13 protein-coding genes are annotated in these 21,671 nt (G+C 40.0%); 5 read left to right on the top strand and 8 right to left on the bottom strand.

The annotated features are described in order from the left end of the window. Positions 1–346 precede the first annotated feature (346 nt). From dnaK to putA, 5 genes are all read left to right on the top strand, one after another. Positions 347–2,248: a molecular chaperone DnaK gene (dnaK, locus tag DDU33_RS04150; RefSeq protein WP_005818091.1), complete on the top strand. Its 1,902-nt coding sequence runs from the start codon at positions 347–349 to the stop codon at positions 2,246–2,248. A gap of 300 nt (positions 2,249–2,548) precedes the next feature. After that, positions 2,549–3,697, top strand: a complete 1,149-nt coding sequence (gene dnaJ / locus DDU33_RS04145; RefSeq protein WP_108923333.1) for a molecular chaperone DnaJ — start codon at positions 2,549–2,551, stop codon at positions 3,695–3,697. 238 nt (positions 3,698–3,935) lie between these two features. Beyond that, positions 3,936–5,165, top strand: coding sequence for a serine/threonine transporter (locus DDU33_RS04140; RefSeq protein ID WP_108923331.1), 1,230 nt, complete (start codon positions 3,936–3,938; stop codon positions 5,163–5,165). Between the two features lie 307 nt (positions 5,166–5,472). Beyond that, positions 5,473–6,981, top strand: coding sequence for a sodium/proline symporter PutP (putP, locus tag DDU33_RS04135; RefSeq protein ID WP_108923329.1), 1,509 nt, complete (start codon positions 5,473–5,475; stop codon positions 6,979–6,981). A 225-nt stretch (positions 6,982–7,206) separates the two neighbouring features. Then, positions 7,207–10,815 (top strand): bifunctional proline dehydrogenase/L-glutamate gamma-semialdehyde dehydrogenase PutA, encoded by a 3,609-nt coding sequence (putA, locus tag DDU33_RS04130; protein WP_108923327.1) that lies wholly within the window; start codon positions 7,207–7,209, stop codon positions 10,813–10,815. A 40-nt stretch (positions 10,816–10,855) separates the two neighbouring features. On the opposite strand, the gene ptrA is transcribed toward putA, so the two are convergent. The 8 genes from ptrA to DDU33_RS04090 all read right to left on the bottom strand — a co-directional run bounded on the left by ptrA (position 10,856) and on the right by DDU33_RS04090 (position 21,653). Then, complete coding sequence (ptrA, locus tag DDU33_RS04125) at positions 10,856–13,813, bottom strand: pitrilysin (protein WP_108923326.1); 2,958 nt, start codon at positions 13,811–13,813, stop codon at positions 10,856–10,858. Beyond that, positions 13,810–17,067, bottom strand: coding sequence for an exodeoxyribonuclease V subunit gamma (recC, locus tag DDU33_RS04120; RefSeq protein ID WP_108923324.1), 3,258 nt, complete (start codon positions 17,065–17,067; stop codon positions 13,810–13,812). Before recC ends, ptrA begins: the two co-directional genes overlap by 4 nt. A gap of 48 nt (positions 17,068–17,115) precedes the next feature. After that, the gene (locus DDU33_RS04115; RefSeq protein WP_108923321.1) at positions 17,116–17,430 is read right to left on the bottom strand and encodes a DUF5374 domain-containing protein; all 315 of its coding nucleotides are present in this window, start codon (positions 17,428–17,430) and stop codon (positions 17,116–17,118) included. Further along, positions 17,420–18,070, bottom strand: a complete 651-nt coding sequence (locus DDU33_RS04110) for a DUF2572 family protein (protein ID WP_108923319.1) — start codon at positions 18,068–18,070, stop codon at positions 17,420–17,422. The genes DDU33_RS04115 and DDU33_RS04110 overlap by 11 nt, the downstream gene beginning before the upstream one ends. Continuing rightward, positions 18,070–18,777, bottom strand: a complete 708-nt coding sequence (locus DDU33_RS04105; RefSeq protein ID WP_108923317.1) for a hypothetical protein — start codon at positions 18,775–18,777, stop codon at positions 18,070–18,072. Before DDU33_RS04105 ends, DDU33_RS04110 begins: the two co-directional genes overlap by 1 nt. Next, positions 18,737–19,258 carry a pilus assembly FimT family protein gene (locus tag DDU33_RS04100; RefSeq protein ID WP_005825177.1) on the bottom strand — a complete coding sequence of 174 codons (522 nt, stop codon included), beginning with the start codon at positions 19,256–19,258 and terminating at the stop codon, positions 18,737–18,739. The genes DDU33_RS04105 and DDU33_RS04100 overlap by 41 nt, the downstream gene beginning before the upstream one ends. A 103-nt stretch (positions 19,259–19,361) precedes the next feature. After that, entirely contained in the window at positions 19,362–19,892 is a 531-nt protein-coding gene (fabA, locus tag DDU33_RS04095; protein ID WP_108923314.1) for a bifunctional 3-hydroxydecanoyl-ACP dehydratase/trans-2-decenoyl-ACP isomerase, read from the bottom strand. Positions 19,893–20,015: 123 nt separating this feature from the next. Continuing rightward, entirely contained in the window at positions 20,016–21,653 is a 1,638-nt protein-coding gene (locus tag DDU33_RS04090; RefSeq protein WP_108923312.1) for an AAA family ATPase, read from the bottom strand. Between the last annotated feature and the right edge of the window lie 18 nt (positions 21,654–21,671).

The following is a 21,671-nucleotide window of genomic DNA, read 5'->3' as shown; positions in this document are numbered from 1 at the left end:
GGTTGTTACATTCCCCCTCTCTCTGCCTACGTAGGCTAAACGCCTCCTTCGGCTGTCTCTCTCCCACAAGGGGAGAGAGTTAAAAACGTTATGTTTTCACATTTAAAAAACCAAGCGGTCAGATTTTAACAAAAATTTGCAAAAAATTTTATGTTTGCCCTTGAAGCCGCTATTTTTGCCCCTATTTATGGCTTCGTCTGAATGAAGAATGTAAGTTCTTCCATTTCGTTAGAACAAAAATCGACAAGAAAATTTCAAAATGAGACTTGAAAATTAGCGAATAGTCGCCATCTTGTCGGTAACGTTACAAAACGTAATAAACAAATTTTAAAGAGGAATCAAAATTATGGGTAAAATTATTGGTATTGACTTAGGTACAACAAACTCTTGTGTAGCGGTAATGGACGGCGATTCTGCTCGTGTTATTGAAAACGCAGAAGGCGCACGTACAACCCCGTCAATCATTGCATATACAGATAACGAAACATTAGTAGGTCAGCCGGCAAAACGTCAGGCGATCACAAACCCGAAAAATACATTATTTGCAATCAAACGTTTAATCGGTCGCCGTTTTGACAGCGAAGAAGTTCAACGTGATATTAAAATTATGCCTTTCGAAATCACGAAAGCAGATAACGGCGATGCGTGGGTAAATGTAAAAGGCGATAAATTAGCGCCACCGCAAATCTCTGCTGAAGTATTGAAAAAAATGAAGAAAACAGCAGAAGATTTCTTAGGCGAGCCGGTAACTGAAGCGGTTATTACTGTACCGGCATACTTTAACGATGCACAGCGTCAAGCAACAATCGATGCGGGTCGTATCGCAGGTTTAGATGTTAAACGTATCATTAACGAACCAACTGCCGCAGCACTTGCTTTCGGTTTAGGTTCTAGCAAAGAAAACCAAGTCATCGCAGTTTACGACTTAGGTGGTGGTACATTCGATATTTCTATCATCGAAATCGACAACTTTGACGGCGAACAAACCTTTGAAGTATTAGCAACCGGTGGTAACACTCACTTAGGTGGTGAAGACTTCGATAACCGTGTGATCGACTACATCATTGATGAGTTCAAAAAAGAGCAAGGCGTAGATTTACGTAACGACCCAATGGCGTTACAACGTGTGAAAGAAGCAGCTGAAAAAGCGAAAATCGAACTTTCATCAGCACAATCTACGGAAGTAAATCTTCCATACATTACTGCAGATGCGACAGGTCCTAAACACTTAGCGATCAACGTAACACGTGCGAAATTAGAAGCGCTAGTAGAAGATCTAGTAAATAGCTCAATCGACTCATTAAGAGAAGTATTAAAAGAAGCAGGTAAAAGTGTAAATGACATCAACGACATCATTCTTGTTGGTGGTCAAACACGTATGCCATTAGTACAGAAAAAAGTAGCTGACTTCTTCGGTAAAGAAGCACGTAAAGATGTGAACCCGGATGAAGCGGTTGCGATTGGTGCGGCTGTTCAAGGTGGTGTATTAAAAGGCGATGTAAAAGACGTTCTTTTATTAGACGTAACCCCATTATCACTCGGTATCGAAACAATGGGCGGCGTGATGACAACCTTAATTGAGAAAAACACAACGATCCCAACGAAAAAATCGCAAGTGTTCTCAACAGCAGAAGACAACCAATCTGCAGTAACCATCCACGTATTACAAGGTGAACGTAAACGTGCAGCGGATAACAAATCTTTAGGTCAATTCAACCTAGAAGGTATTAACCCGGCACCACGTGGTATGCCACAAATTGAGGTTACTTTTGATATTGATGCGAACGGTGTTATCAACGTATCTGCGAAAGATAAAAATACCGGCAAAGAGCAACAAATCAAAATCCAAGCTTCTTCAGGTTTAAGCGAAGAAGAAATCCAACAAATGGTACGTGATGCAGAAGCAAACGCAGATGCAGACCGTAAATTTGAAGAGTTAGTTCAAGCTCGCAACCAAGCTGATGGCATTGCACACGCAACCCGCAAACAAATTACCGAAGCAGGCGATGCATTAAGTGCAGACGACAAAGCGAAAATTGAAGCGGCAGTCGCTGAATTAGAAACTGCAGCAAAAGGTGAAGATAAAGCAGAGATCGAAGCAAAAATCGAAGCTGTAATCAAAGCATCTGAACCTTTAATGCAAGCAGCGCAAGCCAAAGCACAAAACGCTGAAGGTCAAGCACAATCTTCTGCCAAAGATGACGGCGTAGTGGATGCTGAGTTTGAAGAAGTGAAGGATAATAAATAAAATCTTTCACGCTCTCAAAGCGTAAACAAAGGGCGTGGAAACACGCCCTTTTGGTGTATATGATATTTACTGCGAAAAACTCACTCTCTCCCACAAGGGGAGAGAGACAGAAAAAATTGCCTAACGCAATTTTTTCAGAGAGAGGGGCTACAATATTTGTTTTGTAAAAAAGCGGTTAAATATAACCGCTTACCCCTCTCCCGAATTTCAATGCTAAACGCATTGAAATTATCCATCTCCCACAAGAGGCGAGGGTTATATACAAGCGGTCAAATTTTCTTAAAAATTTACAAAAACATTATGAGTAAAAAAGACTACTACGAAGTCCTTGGCTTGAAAAAAGGGGCGAGTGAGCAGGATATTAAACGTGCTTATAAACGTTTAGCCTCCAAGCATCACCCTGATAAAAACCAAGGCAGCAAAGAAGCAGAAGAAAAATTCAAAGAAATTCAAGAAGCCTATGAAGTGCTAGGCGATAGCGAAAAACGTGCGATGTACGACCAATACGGTCATCAAGCCTTTGAACAAGGCGGATTTGGTAGTGCCGGTGGTGGCTTCGGCGGATTTGGCGGTGGCGGTTTCGGTGGCTTCGAAGATATTTTTAGCGAGATGTTCGGCGGTGGTTTTGGTGGTGGCAGCGGTCGCCGTCAGCGTGTGGTACGTGGCGATGACTTACGTTACGACATTGAAATTACCCTTGAAGAAGCCGTTAAAGGCGTGAAAAAAGATATTCGCATTCAAACACTAGCAGAATGTGATACCTGCCACGGTTCGGGCGCAGAAAAAGGCAGCAAGGTAGAAACCTGTCCTCACTGCCACGGTTCAGGACGTATTCGCCGCCAGCAAGGTTTCTTTATGACTGAAGCAACCTGTCCACACTGCCACGGCACGGGTAAGAAAATTGAAAAACCTTGCCATACTTGCCACGGCGATGGGCGTGTTCATAAAACGAAAAACCTTTCTGTTACCATTCCGGCTGGCGTGGATACCGGTAACCAGTTACGTTTATCCGGCGAAGGTGCTGCAGGCGAAAATGGTGCTCCGGCAGGCGATTTATATGTGGTTATTCACGTACGTGAACACGAGATTTTTGAGCGTGATGGCTCAAATCTTTATTGCGAAGTGCCAATTAGCTTTACGATGGCTGCGCTCGGCGGCGAAATTGAAGTGCCGACTTTAGACGGTAAACTCAAACTGAAAATCCCAGCTGAAACACAAACCGGTAAACTTTTCCGAGTGCGTGGTAAAGGTGTAGTCAGTGCGAGAGGCGGTTATGCTGGCGACTTAATCTGCCGTGTTGTAGTTGAAACACCAGTTTCACTCAATGAAGAACAAAAAGCGCTACTTCGCCAACTTGAAGAGAGCTTGGAAGGTAAAAGCCACCATCGCCCACAGCAAGAAGGCTTTTTAGATAGCGTGAAAAAATTCTTTAGCAATTTAGGTAAATAAATCTGCATTTTTATGCATTTTCATCTCCCTTGCCCTAGCCTCTTGAGGTTAGGGCTTGTTACTTTTTATCCAAACAGAAATAAATTTTATCTAGATCATACTTTTCCATGATTTTATATTGTGTTTATTAGAAAAAACAATATGATGTCTGCCGATTTGGCGATTTAACATTTGTTTACATTGTTATTTCTAAATCTCCGAATCATTGACAATAATAATTTTATCTATGGAGATCAAAATGAATCATTATTCATCTAAACGCTTCGCCCTCACTTGGGTGCTCAGTTTATTTGGGACGGCAGTGGGTGCCGGCGTGCTTTTCTTACCTATCAATGCAGGTATGGGCGGATTCCTTCCCCTTGTTGTGATGACATTGTTAGTCGGTCCGATGACTTATTTAGCCCATCGTGGGCTTGCTCGTTTTGTGCTTTCTTCTAAAACACCAGGAAGTGATATTACTAGCGTTGTGCGTGAACATTTCGGCGAAACGGCTGGAAAACTCATCACCCTACTCTACTTCTTAGCCATTTTCCCTATTCTTCTGATTTACGGCGTAGGGATTACCAATACCGTTGCCTCTTTCCTTGAAAACCAGCTCCATATTGCTGCACCACCTCGCATTGTACTTTCTTTTGTTCTCATTGCGATTATGATCGGCATTATGCTACTCAATGAAGAAGTGATGCTTAAAATTACGACCTATCTCGTTTATCCTCTCGTTGCGATTCTATTTGGTCTTTCTGTTTATCTTATCCCGGAATGGAATGGTGCAGCATTAAGCCAAGTGCCACAAACAAGCGATTTCCTTACAACACTTTGGCTAACAATTCCGGTCTTAGTCTTTGCGTTTAACCATTCTCCAGCGATTTCTGCTTTTGCCCTCTCACAACAAAAGTTTTATCAAGATCGTCAAGAAACCGATAAACAAGCGAGCAAAGTTTTATTCTCTACTGCGGGTATTTTGGTACTCTTCGTGATGTTCTTTGTTTTCAGCTGCGTATTAACACTCACACCTGAAGAATTATTACAAGCTAAAGCGCAAAATATTTCTATTCTTTCTTATCTTGCGAATAAATTTGATAATCCGATTATTTCTTACTTTGGCCCGTTTGTGGCTTTCTTAGCGATCGGTAGCTCGTTCTTCGGACACTATTTAGGCGCACGTGAAGGTTTGGAGGGGCTCGTCAATCAAATGCGTAGCGACCCGATTAAACCGGCAAAATTCAAAAAAATTACGGCGGTTGTCTTCTTTATCATTTTATGGATTGTCGCGACATTAAACCCAAGTATTCTTGGTTTTATCGAGAGTTTGGGCGGTCCGGTTATTGCGATGATTTTATTTATTATGCCAATGTACGCTATTAGAACCGTTCCGGCTTTACAACAATTCAAAGGCAAACTTAGCAATATTTTTGTTGTGATTATGGGCTTAATCGCTATCTCAGCAATTGTTTACGGCTTGTTCTAAAGTCTAGCTACACAAAAACAAATTCAACTTAGGAGGAAGTTTATTCCTCCTTTTTTGTTATTTTTTCTTGAAATCTAACCGCTTGTAGCCCGTTCCCCTCGCTTTCTTTCTGATTTAATACCTCTATTTAAGTATTTTTTAGAGAAAATTTGTTAAGTAGATCACAAATTTGTTAAAAAGTTGTTACTTAAAGATAAATTTTATTCTAAACTCGATCAAAAATCATACCAATCAAACATTATTCATCATATTGTCTTGTTACTGTGCCTAGTCGCATTGTCTATTTTCTATCTAAAGGAGTATGCCTATGTTCGGTTTAGATCCCACCACCACGACATTTCTGATTTATATTATCGTGATGATCTCGATTGGCTTTATCGCTTATCGTTTTACCAATAACCTTTCCGACTATATTTTGGGCGGGCGGAGTTTAGGCAGTTTTGTAACGGGCTTATCTGCCGGTGCTTCTGATATGTCCGGTTGGTTATTGATGGGGTTACCTGGGGCGGTCTATGCCGCAGGTTTGGTTGAAGGTTGGATTGCAATTGGTTTAACCATCGGTGCTTATCTTAACTGGCTATTTGTTGCAGGGCGGCTACGTGTGCATACCGAATATAACGCCAACGCACTAACCTTGCCGGACTATTTCCATCACCGTTTTGGCGATAAAACGAAAATTCTAAAAATTGTTTCTGCCGCCATTATTCTTTTCTTCTTTGCCATTTATTGTGCCTCTGGTGTGGTTGCCGGTGCGAGATTATTTGAAAACCTCTTTGGCGTACCTTACGCCACGGCATTATGGTTTGGTGCTTTAGCAACCATTGCTTACACCTTTATTGGCGGCTTCCTTGCCGTGAGTTGGACGGATACCATTCAAGCCACGTTAATGTTCTTTGCGCTATTCTTAACCCCGATTTTTGTGCTTATTCATTTAGGTGGTTTTGAAGCAACGCACAATGCCATTGTTGCGGCAGGCGAAGCCGCAAGCAAAGACTTTACCGATTTATTTAGCGGTACAACTTTTATCGGTTTGCTTAGTTTATCGGCTTGGGGCTTAGGCTACTTTGGACAACCACATATTTTGGCTCGCTTTATGGCGGCAGATAGCGTGAAATCCATTCCGCACGCCCGTTGTATCAGTATGACGTGGATGATTATTTGTTTATTCGGCGCAGTGAGTATTGGTTTCTTCGGTAAAGCCTACTTCTTCGCTACCCCAGAGCAAGCGGCGATTGTTAATCAAAACGGCGAACAAGTTTTCATTGAATTATCGCGCGTGTTATTTAATCCGTGGATTGCCGGTGTATTACTTTCTGCCATTTTAGCGGCGGTTATGAGTACGTTAAGTTGCCAATTGCTCATCTGCTCTAGCGCGATTACCGAAGATTTCTACAAAGGTTTTATTCGCCCGAATGCGAGCCAAAAAGAACTCGTTTGGCTTGGTCGTTTAATGGTGCTTGCGATTTCTATCTTGGCAATTGCTTTAGCACAAGATCCAAACAGTAAAGTGCTAGGGCTGGTTTCTTATGCTTGGGCGGGCTTTGGCTGTGCCTTTGGACCGGTTGTGATCCTCTCGCTCCTTTGGAAACGAATGAATGCACAAGGCGCAATGGCTGGAATGCTGACCGGCGCTTTGGTTGTGGTCTTTTGGAACGACCTTGTGCCAAACAGCGGTATCTATGAAATGATCCCCGGTTTCATCTTAGCCTTTATCGCCATTATTGTCGTCTCTGCAATAACACCTGCACCTAAAGCAGACATTATTGAAACCTTTGAAAAAGCAGAAAAAGCCTACGATGAGGCAATGCAAAAATAACGCAAAAGCGGTTAAGAAAATAACCGCTTGAAGCCTTCGGAATTATGTAACAGTTACACAAACCTTTAATTTTCGTAATTTTTGTAGGGTGGACGTAAGTCCACGTTTATAGCCTATCAATACAAGCGTGGACTTACGTCCACCCTACATAGTTCAAAAAAGAAACAAGCGGGCAAATTTCGCACCTTTTTTGCAAATAATTAAAGTATAAAACAGGAGAATGTTATGTCAGCCACATCTCAATATCACTTACTCCCTGCAACCGGTATTCGCCCGACCATTAGCGGCCACTACCGCATTGATGAAGAACAATTGGTCAAACAGCTTATGGCGCAAGCTCGTGTTGATGAACACGCCGCTTCCATTAAGGAATTAACGAAAAAATTAGTCGAAAAAGTCCGAAATGAACGCCAAAAAGCGAGCGGTGTCGATGCGTTAATGCACGAGTTTTCTCTTTCAAGTGCGGAAGGGATTTCCCTTATGTGTTTGGCAGAAGCACTCTTACGTATTCCGGATAAAACCACCGCTGATAAACTCATTCGAGATAAAATCGCCAAAGGCGACTGGCGTTCTCACGTAGGACATAGCCCTTCTCTCTTCGTGAATGCCGCCGCTTGGGGCTTGGTTATCACGGGGAAATTAGTGGCGCATCATTCGGAAAATGACCTCTCTTCTGCGCTCTCACGCATCATTGCGAAAGGCGGAGAACCTCTTATTCGCAAAGGTGTGGATGTCGCAATGCGTTTACTCGGCAAGCAATTTGTAACCGGTGAAACCATTGAAGCGGCTCTCAAGCATAGTGAAACACGCTTCAATAAAGGCTTCCGCTATACTTACGATATGTTAGGCGAGTCTGCCTTTACCCAAGAAGATGCCCAACGCTATTATGACGACTATGTGGCTTCAGTTCACGCAGTGGGCAAAGTATCACGGGGAATGGGGGTTTATAACTCTTCAGGCGTATCAGTTAAACTCTCGGCAATTCATCCTCGTTACAGCCTAGCACAGCACAAACGTGTGATTGATGAGCTTTACCCTCGCTTGAAATCGCTTTTCTTATTAGCGAAACAGTATGACATTGGCTTAAACATTGATGCGGAAGAAGCAGATCGTTTAGAAATCTCTCTCGATTTAATGGATCGCTTGCTGACCGATCCTGATCTTGCTGGTTTTAATGGCATCGGTTTTGTGGTGCAGGCTTACCAAAAACGCTGCCCTTATGTTGTGGATTACCTCATTGAACGGGCAAGAGCCAATAATCGTAAACTGATGATCCGCTTAGTAAAAGGGGCATATTGGGATAGTGAAGTAAAACGTTCTCAAGCGGATTGTGCTGAAGGCTATCCGGTCTTTTCTCGTAAAGTGCATACCGATTTAAATTACATCGTTTGTGCGAAAAAACTGCTTGCCGCACAAGATGTGATTTATCCACAATTTGCGACCCACAACGCACAAACTTTAGCGACTATTTACCATTTAGCACAAGGTAAACGCTTTGAATTCCAATGCTTACACGGTATGGGCGAAACACTCTACGATCACGTTGTCGGCCCGAAAAATCTTAACGTACAATGTCGCATTTATGCGCCGGTTGGCTCTTATGAAACCTTACTTGCCTATTTGGTGCGCCGATTATTGGAAAATGGTTCAAACAGTTCCTTTGTCAATCAAATTGTTGATGAAAACTTTAGTATTGACGATTTAGCCCGAGATCCGGTTGATAAAGCCAAAGAAACTGAAGGTACAATGCATCCTAAAATTCCAATGCCGATTAACTTATTTGGCGACCAACGTCCAAATTCCAAAGGCTACGATTTAACCGATGCCATTCATCTGCGTGATTTAGAAAATCAACTCAACGCCTTCGCATCACAGCAATATCGTGCCGTACCGCAAGTGGTTGGAGTAAGCCATTACAACGGCGAACGCCGCTCAATTCACAATCCGGCAAATCAATTAGAGATTGTAGGCGAAGTCATTGATGCGACAGGTAGTGATGTTGCCACCGCATTTGATGCTGCCGAACAATTCAAAGACGAATGGCAAAATACAGCGCCTGAAACACGTGCAGCGGCTTTAGAAAAAATGGCAGATTTAATGGAAGCGAATATGCCACAGCTCTTTGATTTAGCGGTGCGTGAGGCAGGCAAAACCTTAAATAATGCGATAGCCGAAGTACGTGAAGCGGTCGATTTTTGCCGTTATTATGCAAGAGAGGTTCGCTTAAATCCGCAAGGCTACCGCAATCCTCGAGGTATAGTCGTCACCATTAGCCCGTGGAACTTCCCACTGGCGATTTTTGTAGGCGAAGTCTCTTCTGCACTTGTTGCCGGCAATGTTGTCTTAGCGAAACCGGCGGAACAAACATCATTGATGGCGCATTATGCGGTTGAGCTCTTCCACCAAGCCGGCATACCGCCACAAGCGTTGCAATGCCTACCAGGTAGCGGAAAAGTCGTGGGAACGGCATTGGTTACCGATCCTCGAGTAAATGGCGTGATCTTTACCGGCTCAACCGACACCGCCAAAAACATTAACCGCAATTTGCAAAAATCTCCACAAATTGTACCGCTTATCGCAGAAACCGGTGGTCAAAATGCAATGATTGTGGATAGTTCTGCCCTCGGCGAACAAGTGGTTGCGGATGTGTTGAACTCTGCCTTTGACTCCGCAGGGCAACGTTGCTCTGCATTACGTGTGCTTTATTTACAACGTGATGTTGCTGACCACATTCTCAAAATGTTGAAAGGGGCGATGGCAGAATTAAAAGTGGGCAGACCACAAAATCTGAATACCGATGTTGGTCCGGTGATTGATAAAGTGGCTCAACAACGCCTTCTTAACCATATTGAAGAGATCAAAAAAGTGGCGAAATCGTGCTACCAAGTGCCCATTGCTCCAGAAGTGGCAAACAGCGGTATTTTCGTACCGCCAACCTTGTTGGAAATCGATCATATTAGCCAATTAAAACACGAGGTATTTGGACCGGTATTGCACGTTATCCGCTTTGATGCCGAAAAATTGCCGCAAGTGATGACAGACATCAACTCAACCGGCTTCGGTTTAACGAGTGGTTTACATAGCCGTATTGATGAAACCGTTGATCTCTGGCTTAAAACCATTCACGCAGGCAATCTCTATGTAAACCGCAATACCGTAGGGGCGGTAGTCGGCGTACAGCCATTTGGCGGAATGGGACTATCAGGCACAGGTCCGAAAGCAGGTGGACCACTTTACTTACAACGTTTAGTAAACCGCAACGAATGGACACTCAACGGCTTAACCGGCGGAAAAGCCATTGACACAAGAGAGTTGGAAAATGCAGTGCGAGCGGTACTTTCCGGTGAAGAGCAGCAAAAAGCACTGGCTTCAATCAGCGAACTTGCACAAAAATCACCGCTTGGCAAAGTATTTAAAATGGAAGGCATTACCGGCGAAAGCAACTATATGGTTTTAGAAGCTCGCCCACTGGTTGCAATCGGTAAAGGCTCACTCGCTCAACAAATACAAGCGCTTATCGCCATTGCCGTTTGCGGAGGCAGAGCGGTTGTCGAACGTGAGAGTGAATTGGCAAAATACACCACACAATTTAAAAACGTCTTGATGATGGTTGCCGATTTTAATGATGTGGATAACCTCAGCGTCCTGATTGTGCTTGACCCACTTTCTCAAGAGCAAAAAGCCCACTACGCTGAACGAAAAGGGGCGATTTTGACTTATATTGAAAGCCTGGCTTTAGCACAATCGTTACTCCCACTCATTCACGAAAAATCCATCAGCATCAACACCGCAGCCGCAGGTGGCAATGCTAGCTTGATGAGTGAAATGGATTAGATTAAACATAGGGTGGGCAAAAATGCCCACTCTACAAATTTTACTCATAAAACTTCAACTGAAATTCTTTTTGTAAATTTTCAATATTCTCAATATTTTCAAATCCACTTAATACGGCTGCATCCGTTGATTTTGTTTTCGTGCCGAGCGCTTGGCTTACGAGAACTAAACCTTTTTGGTCGATGACCGTATCTTGGTAGAATTTCACAATATCTCGTTTCGTAAGCTGTTTAACTGCTTCAATAGTTTTTTGTCTGTAATCAAATCGGTTATTCAACAACGAAAAGTCGTAAGTAAAGAGGCTAAACTCTTGGCTTAGAGACTCCGGCTTGTGGGTTAATTTGTTCAATAAACTCTCTTTAAATTGGTTAAATTCAGCTTCGCTTAAAGCGGTCAGTTTTTCTAAACTTTCTGCAAAAAAGCGTTGGTTATGTTCCATAATCCCTTTAGGCGAAGTATTCGGGCTTTGCACCATAAAGCGTAAGCCGGAGGTTGTGCCAATGCGTCCGTTGGTCGCATAAACCACATAACCGAGCTGTTTGTTGGTGCGAAGATCATCAAAATACCAGCGAGAAATCACATCTTTTAAGAAGAGCGCTCGCACGTAGCTGTCCATCTCTGCGTAATCTTTCGCCATAAAAGCGATAGATAAGGCGTTATCTTCATTTGGCACATTTTTCACAACATTGAGCTTGCGTGAACTTTGATTGATGTCTAAATAACGATATTTTGCCAATGCCGTATTTTTATTTTGGATCACTTTCGTTACTTCTTTGGAGAGATTTTCTACTTGGCGATCCGATAAATTCCCCACCGATAGCACTTTTAGCCCAGTGGCTTGTGAAAGCAGTTTTTCACGGATTTTTTGAATATCCGCTAACGTGATTTCCGCAATCATTTTGCGCTGTTTGTCTTCCTCAAAATAAGGGTAACTTGCAAAATTCGCAAAGATTTCATTCGCTTGATTTAAGCTGTTTGCGGTTTTCTTACCATCAAGCGCTTCAATCAATCGTTGCTTAGCCTGCGCAAGGAATTTTTCATTTAAATCAAATTGGCTAAAACGGGTTAAATAATCCACGATCAATTTAGGTAAATGCTGAGTATAACCTTCCGTTTGTAGCGTCATTCCATTTGCCGATGTAGTAATTTCTGTGTTAATGCCGGCAACGGAGGCTTGGAAATTCAACTGCGTTTGCGCCAGATTATTCATATAACTTAAAATCGTAGCGCTAATGCTCTCTTTCAAATCATCGGTTCTTGGCATAATAGAAAAATTAAGAGCAATACGTGCTTTCGGATCTTCACTGAAATACCGGCTTGCCATCGCATAAATTCTTTCGCCTTGCGCCTGCGCGACTAATTCAGGCGCTTCTCGTTGTTCTTTTTTGATCAGCGAAAAATCTGTAGCGAAATAAAGGTTTAACGCCGGTAAGTTAATTGAAGGATTTTGACTGAAATCCAGCCACTGTTTTTTCTGTGCTTCTGTAATTTTTTCAATCGCATAACCTGCTCGATAATAAGGCGAGAATTTATCGGTTTTAGCATTTTCTTCAACCAATAAGATACGTGCGTTATCAAGTGTCATTGCTGATAGCTTCTCTTCAATGGCTTTTGTATCCATTTGTTCTACAAGATAACTTTCATCAAGCAGATGTTCGGTCGGATAAAAGAGCATTTTTTCTACCAACGTCTCGATATAAGTGCTATCTTTTTCGACCTGTAAATGGGTAAACTCTTGTTTTAGACTCTCTCTTAGTTCATTAAAATAATTTTCTTTAATGCCTTCTTTTTTTACTTTTTCAATTTGCTGAAAAATGAGAGAAATAATTTTATCTTTTTCTTTTAACCCTTTTTCAGTGAGTGCGACATAAAACGTAAACTCACCACGATTACGGCTAAAATTAGGATCGCTTTGTGCCTCAACACCACTATCGGATAAGCCTTGTTTGATTAAATAATCAGAAAGTGTTCCTTCGGTATTATTGCTAAAAATATAAGCGAGATATTCGCCTGTTTTATGTTTAAATTTATCTTCATCATTCGGCATATCAAATGAAATAGATAATAATTTTTCAGGCTGAAGAGGTTTATAATGAATGATTACACCCTTATCTTCATTTCTAAATAACGGCACATTGACTTTAGGTTTTTCGAGCTGTTTATTTTCCATTTTTCCTAAAGTCTTTTCTGCCAATTTGGCTAATTGTTCAATAGATTGATTAGAATAAAGTACCGCTTTAAATAAATTGGCTGAATAATATTTTTGATAAAAGGCAATCAGCTCATCTTGTAATTTGCTGTTTGGTTTATCGGAAAGCGTTTCATTATTCCCAACGGCAAATTTTGTCATTGGGTGAGCGGGGTTTGCAGTGGCAAGATTTACACTATGCAATAAATAGCTATCATTCGATTTCGCCCGCACCATTTCTGCATTCACGGCATTCACTTCTTTCTTGGCATTGCTTTCAGAAAGTAGCGGAAACGCCAAGGTATCTGCAAAGCGGGCAACCGCTTCGTCAAAAGCATTATTATTCACTTCAAAATAATAAGCCGTTCGATAAGGAGCGGTTGAAGCATTGTTATAGCCGCCATTTTCATTCAAGAATTTATCAAAGCTATTCGTTTCAGGATAATGCTTTGACCCCATTAAAATCATATGTTCCAGATAGTGAGCAAGCCCTTGCTGGGTAATGGGGTCTTCCATCGAGCCAACCGGAATGGCTGCCGACATTAAGGATTTATTCGCTTTCTCATCTGAAATAAGCAACACTGTCATACCGTTTTTCAGGGTAATCGCTTGGTATAACGCTTTATCATTTGGGCTTTTATTGATTGTGGTTTTAATCAACTCAAAGCCTAATGATGAACCGGCGATTTCCGTGATATTAGCGGCCGGATTTTCCATATTTTTTGCTAATGTGGTTGGGGTAATTTGTGTCGCTAATAAAAAAGTATAGATCGCATAGCGAATAGAACGATTTATTAAAGTTTTCTTCATTCCTCTTTTCTCCTCTTACTTTCTTGCATAAGTGCAAACCAATCTAAAGTATTTTGATGAACAGCTTGATAATCAATCAGAGATGATTGCGTTAGTATTCTTTTTAAATAACTCGCTTCATCATTTAACCCTTCAGATAATTTCACTAAACTCTGATAGCAGTATTCTTCGATATTTTCTTGTGGCATTTTTTTGAAATAATTTTCCAGATCTTGAGTAACGGCTATCGTTAAAGTTGATTTATTTTTTAGAAATGCTTTAACATATATTTCTAATATTTCTTTCGCTTGTGATACTTCAATAGTCTTAAAGGTAAAACAAGTCAGTTTATCGCCCTCTAATGTATACATTTTTAAAGCAAAAGTTTTTTCTAACAGAGTTAAAATTAAGAAATAAATCCATAATTTGATGGTATCTTTATCTCGTAATTTTCCGACTCGCCATAAAACCAGTTCTTGTCCAAAAAGATTTGGTAAATTGCCAACGATTTCAACTTGCGCACATTGAAGTGAAAACGGCAAAATGTCGCTCTCCCCTTTTAAATATTCCGCCAGTTCTACTCGCATATCTTGAATTCGGTTCGTCAATTCCGTTTGAGTAAGTTTGCCAAAATTCAAAACGGGGATATTTCCTTTTAACGTTTCCTTTTCAAAAAAGGGCGATGTCATTTCACTGGATGTTGTGAGTAATTGCGCCGTTAGCTGATATTCATCAAGTTTAGAGAGTGAGAAATGTTCTGTATCTTCAATCTCATCATCTTCTTCTCGGAAATAAATGCCTAAATTGCGTGTAAAGAACTGTTTTGTTGGACTTTGAATAAAGGCAATAAGTTCATCAAGCTCAATTTCCTTTGGTAATTCACTATTTTCCGGGAGAGATTTTGCAAAAAAGTCGTGAGATTCAACCGCTTGTTGCGCAAATTCGAGCCATTCTTTGTGATAAGAAACATAACCCGATTTAAAATTACGCTCACTAAACGCATTCATTGGGTGCTCTTGTTCCAAAGAGAGCGAGTAATACTTCGCTAAATAATCTACGAACTGACTTACCAGAACAGAAGGTTCTCTCTCTTCATCTTTCACTAAGGATTTGCCAACATAGCTGATGTAAAACACCTCCTCGGCAGAAAGTAGCGCTTCTAAAAAGAGGTAGCGATCATCTTCACGTCTTGCTCGATCCCCTTTTCGTGGGTGATATTGCATTAAATCAAAGCTATTGATCACCGGCTGACGAGGAAAATCTGCCTCATTCATTCCCAACAAGCACACCACTTTAAATGGAATCGCACGCATTGGAAGTAGAGTACAGAAATTCACTTTTCCTGTCATAAAATGCATCACATGAGACTGGCTATTTAGGCGATCTTGTAAAGCTCGCTCAATGACCTCAAAAGCAACCGGTTCATCAAATTTAGCTTGTAAAACCAATGCTTCAAGTGCTTCTAATTCTTGCTGAATTAGGAATAACGCATCATTGCTCGCATCATTTTCTTGATAAACTGCCTTAACGAGATCCTCTAACGCTTGCTTCCATGTAGAAATCGGATGCGATTCTAAAGACAGCACCGACCAAGCGGTCAGTTTTTCAATAAATTCTGCTAATTTCCCGACACGTTCTGCGGATAATCCATAACTTTCGTTAAAGGCAATCGTGTTTTGCCAAATGCCATTTTCTTCTTTTAAGCAGCTACCTAATAACAAGCGATCTAATCCATTTTCCCAAGAGTTATAGTTTTGCCAACCATTTTCTTGCTCGATGGTTAATGTTGAGCGGATACCACTTTCTTTTATCCAATGGCGTAAACAGGTTAAATCTTCACGGTTAAAACCAAATTGTTGTCCTATCGCCTCCACTTCTAATAAATCAAGCAAAGCTTCTGCACTAAAGGTGCTATCCCTTAATTTAAGCATGACGAGAAAACTGGAAATCACAGGATCAACTTGGCTAATTTTTTGATCCGAGATGGTAAAAGGAATATAACGTGCATCTTCCCGTCCATAACGAGAAAAGACCGCATTGATGTAAGGTGCATATTGTTCAATATCCGCCGCCATCACAATAATATCTTTTGGAGAAAGGTGCGGATTTTGCTCAAATAAGTGAAGGAGCTGATTCTGTAATACTTCCACTTCTCGCATCGCACTATGGCAATTATGAATTTGAATGGAATTGTCGTTTTCTAACTCAAGATAGCTCGGATTATCATTATTTAAAATGGCTTGTTTTAAGCGAGATAAATTACTCTCTTGATCATTTTCAAAGAACAATTCAATTGGCTCAGGCGAGTATTCAGCAAGTTGATCAAAAAAGTCTCTCCCTTGTTTTCCCCACATTGATAACAACTGATTGCCTTGTTGAGCAAGTAATTGCTGAATTTCTGTTTCCGATAATTGTTGCTTGAGCGCTATTTTTTCTAAAGCGACATTTTCAATACTATCGCCCCAATACATTTGGCTTGGGTTTAAGAAAAATAAATGTACATCACAATACTCACTTAATTTTAAGAGTGTCGCAAATTGTGTTGTCGGGAGGGAAGAAATACCAAAAACAAAAATACGCTTAGGTAATTTTTTGTACTCTTCTTCAGTTAAATCTTCGAGCTTGTCGAAGAATTTTTGTTGTAAGTAAGCTCGATGAGAAGTGGTAAATAACAACTCATCGTAATCTTTTCGGGTATCTTCGATGAGCATATTCCATAAGAGGCTTTGCCAATGAACATTCTCTTGTATGCCTGTTTGAAGGTTTGTAGAAAAAGGTTGGCTCTGAATTTCTCTAACAACCTCTTGCCATTGTCCATTTTCCCAATAGACAAGCCAATGAGGACGATAAACTAAATACTGGTCAAATAAATCAGCAATTTTCGTGGCTAATTGATACAGCTTGAGTGAGTCTTGCTCTTTATCGTGCGTTAAATAAGCACGCAAGCCTTGAAATTCCAGACGTTCAAGAACAGAAGGGATAATCCGCATCAAGCGCCATGTCATCACACCACGTTCAAAAATATTTTCTTTAGGGAGATGAGGAAAAAGCAGGCGGTATTGTTGCCATAAAAAACTGGTTGGAAATGGGAATTCATAGTTTCCTGCAACGCCCATGCTTTCCGCAATTTGCATTTGTAGCCATTGTGCCATGCCGACACTTTGCACCAAAATGGTTTCTGATTGGAATGGATCTTCGTTCGAATTAACCTTTTGATGATGAATAAGCATTTCGGCTAATGCCGTAAGCTGATTAGAATAATAAACCGTAAACATACAAGCCCCTTATTGAATGAGCTATTGTGCTTGAATTTACAGGGAGATTCAATTTGTTTTGCTGTTCGATTTTTTTACCGTCACCTGCCCTTGTGGATATTTTACGGTTATCACATTCGAAGAACATTGAATATGAAATACCAACTGGTTCTGCTGAACCTGAGATTCACACGTCATCCCCACCATTTGCAATGCAAGCTGGTTTTCAACGATCTGTAAGGCTTGCTGTTCTTGATATAGCTGGCTCTGTTTTTGTGATTGTGTTTGTAACCAAGCGGTATAACTTAACCAAATCATAGCAAACAATGCCAATACCACCAAAAGGGAAACAAAGGTTTCCGCCTTTATTTTGTTACGGATCATTTAATATATTCCTTGTATAAGGCAATTCTCGCCAGATGGAGTATTTTTGGTCTAAATTATCAATCACACTGCGTTTAAATGTGAGATTCCGCTCTTCTCTTTCATTATCAAACCCGGAATATAACGTGCCGTAGATTTTCTTTGTACCGGTAATATCAAAATAGTCCTGTGTAATAATAATCCCATAAAAATTCTCTTCGATTTTTTCATCGATACGATTTTGGGCGACCACAATTTTTGGATCTTGCTCGCTACTTGCTGGGAGCTCTTTCAAAGAACGAATATAGTAAATCTCCGATTGAAATTTATCTAACGCCAACCAATCCTGAATATCGGTAAACGCAATATATTTCTCTTTGGTGGGTTTCTGAATAAATAAACTCTGTTTTTCACATTGATAGTGATATGTTATATAGCCAAGATTTTTTTCAACAAAATTCGCTTTATACTCCGCACAATCACTACCTTCAGCAAGCTGTTCTTTTAGTAAAAATTTGTCGGAAAGATACCGCTTGTAATAATAAAGCGCAGCATTTTCTTGATTCAACCACACTTCCTTTGTCATAAAAATGAATGCCAACAAACTACTGATTAAAATAAGCGAAACAAAAAGAGCCGAGGCTTCTATCTTTAATTTCATCATAAGGTATTTAAAATATAAGTATAAGCAGTGACACGATAATTGATTTGTGGCGATTTCACAGAGTCGAGAGCAAGATCAATTTGTAAAAGTTGGTCTTGCTTTTTCCACGAAAAAGCGAGATCCGTTACCTGAAATAACTCACTGGATGTTAATTTTGTCCAACTATTTCCGCAGCTACTTAAAAGGCTTTTACATTGTTCTCGAGAACAATTAATAAGTTGATTATCGGCATAAAGATAAATCTCTTTATTTTCTAATTTAAAACCAAAAATTTCTTTTGCAAGTTCCTTTGTATTATTTAACTCACCTTGAGTACAAGCGGTATTTTTTGTAGCACGTTTTCCCAAACAACCATCATTATTTAAATCATAGAAAAAGACAAAACAACTTGGTTTTACTAAAGCATAACGCTGCCCATTTTGTTCAAAAAGAGCAAAATTGCTATCTGCTCTTGCTTGCCCTTGATAACCCAAATGTTGAATATGTTGTTGGAAGTAATTGATCAGCTGGTGTGCTTCTTTTTGTAGCAATAAGCGTTCATCTTGCTTAATTTGTGAGATTAAGAATTGACTATATAAGGCACTGAGCGATAAAAGTAATAAGCTCCCTAATACCAACGAAATTAATATCTCTATTAAGCTAAATGCAGAGAATCTTCCCCCTTTAATCTTTGCAGGTGCTACGTTTATTTTCCGGCATAACATAAACTCGTCCCCATTGGTCAAACTGTAAAATTTGACTCACTTTATTTCGACTGATATTGATACATTTAGATTCTAATCTTGCTGCTAAACCATCTATGTTAATAAATGATTTAGGATATAAACTTTTATTCTTTAATAGCACATTCTGATGCTGATTTTGATAAAGATAATATTCATCATTTAATACACAGCTATTTAAGTGCAAACAGTCGCAAATAATTTGCTTCGAACTAGATTTTTGAATTGCAATAATACACCAACGCTTTTCTTGACTATCTTGTGAAATAGTTAAAGAAAAACTTTTTTTGGTATAACGCGCTTTTGTTTGAATCTGATAAATAAAAGATTGAATATTCGCAATTTCTTGTTGTAATGCATATTTATCATTCAAATTAAAAATAACTGGCGAAATAAAAAAGAGAGAAATAACGAGTAAAGAAAACGTAATCAGAATTTCAATAAGAGTAAAAGATCGCAACATAGTATTTCTCTGTCATCATTTTGAGAAATACTATGTGCTTTTTTAGAAAGGATGTAAATTTGAAAAATTCAACTTTTCGAGCGTGATCGCAAAAATAAATCGCTTAGAACGCAGAAGTATCTTGGAATAAGCCCACTTTTAGGTCTGTTGCGGTATAAATCACTTTACCATCCACTTCAACCTGACCATCTGCTAAACCCATCACTAATTTGCGGTTAATGACACGCTTCATATTGATACGGTAAATCACTTTTTTTGCAGTTGGCAAAATTTGTCCTGTGAATTTCACTTCCCCAACACCTAATGCACGCCCTTTGCCTTTACCTCCGACCCAACCGAGGAAAAAGCCCACTAATTGCCACATTGCATCTAAACCTAAACAGCCTGGCATAACGGGATCACCAATAAAGTGGCAGCCAAAGAATGGTAAATCAGGATGAATATCAAGCTCAGCTTCAATATAACCTTTATCAAATTCCCCACCATTTTCTAGCATACTGGTTATACGATCCATCATCAACATGGAAGGAGCCGGAAGTTGTGGGCCTTCTTTCCCAAAAAGCTCACCTCGCCCTGAAGCAAGTAAGTCTTCGTAGCTATAATTTGATTTAATGTTTGGCGTACATGTGTCCATATTTTTATCATCCTGTAAGATAAATGAAAAAGCCTGACTATCAGACCTTATTTAATATAATCAATTAAGGTAGATAGTACAGGCTTTTAAATTGGCGTACAAGTGTAAGCTAAACTTGTCGGATCAGTTACGCTTCCAATAACGATAAAGCTTTTCAAATAAAGAATACCCAGATTCTGCTTGCTGGTTCTGCTCTATCGTTTGATGAATCAAGCTAAAGAGCGAAGGTTTTTCGCTTTCTGAACGATTTTCTTCATCATAAAATGGTCGATCAAATAAAATGTCTAACGCATCAAACACACTTTCCACTGGCCAGATATTGAACTGCTTATTTTTTACCGCTTCAATCACTTCTGACTTTAAACTTAAATGAGAAACACAAACCGCAGGAATAATAACCCCTTGTTTTCCTGTAAGCGTTCTCGCCTTACATAGATTAAAGAAGCCTTCAATTTTTTGATTAACGCCCCCCACACTCAAGATATTACCAAATTGGTCTATTGAGCCCGTAACCGCTAAAGATTGTTGGATAGGTAATTTTGCCAAACTACTGATTAATACACAGAAAATAGCTAAAGAAGAGCTATCGCCATCAACTTCACCGTAAGATTGCTCAAATGCGAGTGAAGCAGAGAAAGGTAACTGCGTAGGAAATTCTAGTAAATTCGCCAAGCAGGATTGCGCAATGATGATCCCTTTAGAATGAAGATTTCCGCCGAGCTCAACTTTACGTTCAATATCCGTAATTTCCCCATCGCCATATTGCACATTACAGCTAATACGTAAAGGTTCGCCAAAAGCATGTGGTACGCCATCAAACTCAATTACTGATAAGCCATTAATTTGCCCAATTTCCTCATCATCCGTTTCGATATAAAGTTGGTTAGTCAGTATATCCTGTAAAGTATAGCGACTTAGAACGGCGGACTGTTCCTCTATTTCATCAAAATAGGTGCTGATATTAGAAAAAGCGGTCTGATTTGCGTAAAAATTTGCAAGTCCGGATAAATGTTTTTTCAACAAAGTAGGCGAAATTGAAATCAAATGTTGGCTTTCGCTCTCCCGCACGTAATACTGCAATAGTTGTTCGAGTGCGTTAGGCTTAAAGGTTTTGCTAAATCGCTTTTGAGCATAACAACAAACATAGTTTCCCCATTGAGCTAATGTCGCTTCATTGACGTTTAAATAAGATTCAATTTCCGTATATTGAGCAAATTGGTATAAATCATTGTCATATTCGGCTAATAATGAAATATCTTCTCGGCTTCCCAACAACACTAATTTAAATTGTGTTTGAATCGGAGGAAGCAACTTTGGAATATCATTCGCCATATGCTGCTCATAATAACCAAATAATAAAGCCTGCTTTAATTTATCCCATTGCGTGATGTCAAGTAGCAAAGATTTCAGATTCAGAATTAAGATACCTTGCTCTGCAGCTTGAATTGCACCCTCAAGCGTTTCCACCTTATTCTCTTTTTCAAGAAAAAGGCTATATCCAAATAAATGCCGTCTGGTAAACTCTGTTTTAATCACAACCGGCGTAGATTGCTTTTGATGAAAATAATCTCGAATTTCCTCAATATATTCAGGGAAGGATTCTGTTTTCATCACAAGTAATGCGCCAGATTGAGCTTGAATAAATTGCTCAATGGCACGTTGTGCATTTGTTTGGAAATCAAAAAAAGAAACATCTTTAGTCTGCTTATCAAAATGATACGTTAGAGTAAGATCTTGCCAAGCCAAAGGGGATAAAGTCACAAATAAGCCTCATAATAG

The sequence above is a fragment of the Actinobacillus porcitonsillarum genome, from assembly GCF_003101015.1.
In the GTDB taxonomy this organism is placed as follows: domain Bacteria; phylum Pseudomonadota; class Gammaproteobacteria; order Enterobacterales; family Pasteurellaceae; genus Haemophilus_A; species Haemophilus_A porcitonsillarum.
Note: the sequence above shows the minus strand (reverse complement) of the source record. Positions and strands in the feature narration are given on the sequence as shown.

Coding starts and splice junctions, on each gene's coding strand:
- dnaK (WP_005818091.1), top strand. CDS start 347: ATGGGTAAAATTATTGGTATTGACTTAGGTACAACAAACTCTTGTGTA.
- dnaJ (WP_108923333.1), top strand. CDS start 2,549: ATGAGTAAAAAAGACTACTACGAAGTCCTTGGCTTGAAAAAAGGGGCG.
- DDU33_RS04140 (WP_108923331.1), top strand. CDS start 3,936: ATGAATCATTATTCATCTAAACGCTTCGCCCTCACTTGGGTGCTCAGT.
- putP (WP_108923329.1), top strand. CDS start 5,473: ATGTTCGGTTTAGATCCCACCACCACGACATTTCTGATTTATATTATC.
- putA (WP_108923327.1), top strand. CDS start 7,207: ATGTCAGCCACATCTCAATATCACTTACTCCCTGCAACCGGTATTCGC.
- ptrA (WP_108923326.1), bottom strand. CDS start 13,813: ATGAAGAAAACTTTAATAAATCGTTCTATTCGCTATGCGATCTATACT.
- recC (WP_108923324.1), bottom strand. CDS start 17,067: ATGTTTACGGTTTATTATTCTAATCAGCTTACGGCATTAGCCGAAATG.
- DDU33_RS04115 (WP_108923321.1), bottom strand. CDS start 17,430: ATGATCCGTAACAAAATAAAGGCGGAAACCTTTGTTTCCCTTTTGGTG.
- DDU33_RS04110 (WP_108923319.1), bottom strand. CDS start 18,070: ATGAAATTAAAGATAGAAGCCTCGGCTCTTTTTGTTTCGCTTATTTTA.
- DDU33_RS04105 (WP_108923317.1), bottom strand. CDS start 18,777: ATGTTATGCCGGAAAATAAACGTAGCACCTGCAAAGATTAAAGGGGGA.
- DDU33_RS04100 (WP_005825177.1), bottom strand. CDS start 19,258: ATGTTGCGATCTTTTACTCTTATTGAAATTCTGATTACGTTTTCTTTA.
- fabA (WP_108923314.1), bottom strand. CDS start 19,892: ATGGACACATGTACGCCAAACATTAAATCAAATTATAGCTACGAAGAC.